We start from the raw sequence: 1,250 nt of genomic DNA on the forward strand, positions 1-1,250 counted from the left end.
GTCTTAGTGCATCACTTAATTGCGGGTAGTTAAGAGGAAGTTCGAGTTCACCAACAAAGTTAGTAAGTTCGTCAACCGGGTAATCGTTTTTGCCAATCACCAGTAAAGGGATGTGATTAACATGAACAAGCTTTTCATTCAGTAATGCGAAGCCTTTGGCTTTAATTGAACCAATGATGCAACCGGCCCACTGTAGGGACCAGTCAACTTTGTATGCTTGTTCAGAGCTGATTACTTCGCAGCTCTCTCCTACAAACTCTAATATTGTGCTTAAATTGTGACGATTTTGAGCGTTATCATCGACGACAAGCAGTTTTGCCAAACCTTGCATAAGTAGGAATTATTGCCTTTATTTTGGTGCGATGCGGAAATTGGTAAGCGACGTAAGAGACAAAACAGAGAAAATATCAATGATTATAATCTACGTGGACAAATCTAGGAAACCAGCAACGAAAAAAGCCATTAGGCTATCTAATGGCTTCTATTTTATTTGATTATAAAAATAAGGCAACCAAGCAATTCAGAGATATGCGATTGGTTTAAACTGGGATGTTTCTTTAAATACCAACATCCGCAGACGTTAAATTGTGATATTCATTCGGAATTTGGTCCCAAGCGCTCTTAATTTCGCGGATAATATCAATAACATCATCAATTGGCTGAGGATCATTTTTGTGATTTGCAGCAGAAATTTGCGTGATCATAAACTCATAAAGTTGATCTAGATTTTTCGCAATGTCGCCACCATCGGACATTGATAGGCAACTACGCAGGCTAATAATGATATCTAGAGCCTTACTCAGTCGCTCACCTTTCACCGGAATGTTGCCCGCTTGCATTGCTGCTTTACCTTGAATTAAGCGCTCGATAGCACCAGCCATTAGCATCTGAACAATTTTATGCGGTGAGGCAGCTGTAAGCTGGCTATCCACTGATACCTTTTTATATGCCTGTAAAGAACCGCGCATAGTAAACCTCTTCTATAAAAACTTTTTGTATTGTTGAACTGATTTGGCAGCATGTCGGTATTTATGTAAGTTTTTACCTACTAGACCAGTCTCAGACTGCATCAGTTCGACCAATTGTCTTGTTCTCGAAATGGCTTCAAACCACTCGGAGCTTTGCTTAACGTCGGGATATGAATCGATTAATTGAAGCACGTTTTGCAATAACTGTTCTCTGTTATCGACAAGATGCACGATTTCTTCAGCATTAATTTCACTAAATTCGAGCTTAGACATAATTAATTG

At 39.3% G+C, this 1,250-nt stretch carries 2 protein-coding genes and 1 pseudogene; all 3 read right to left on the reverse strand.

Features of this window, described 5'->3' with window-relative positions; all coding sequences use genetic code 11:
• Positions 1-331: pseudogene (locus AB4653_RS27845) on the reverse strand (AAA family ATPase); the annotation flags it as partial.
• 226 nt (positions 332-557) lie between these two features.
• Positions 558-968 carry a flagellar export chaperone FliS gene (gene fliS / locus AB4653_RS27850; protein WP_009848558.1) on the reverse strand — a complete coding sequence of 137 codons (411 nt, stop codon included), beginning with the start codon at positions 966-968 and terminating at the stop codon, positions 558-560.
• A gap of 12 nt (positions 969-980) precedes the next feature.
• Positions 981-1,250 (reverse strand): flagellar protein FliT (locus AB4653_RS27855; RefSeq protein WP_372105869.1); only part of this gene is annotated, 270 nt, incomplete at its 5' end.

Source organism: Vibrio sp. 10N.222.48.A3 (assembly GCF_041475345.1).
Classification (GTDB): domain Bacteria; phylum Pseudomonadota; class Gammaproteobacteria; order Enterobacterales; family Vibrionaceae; genus Vibrio; species Vibrio tasmaniensis_A.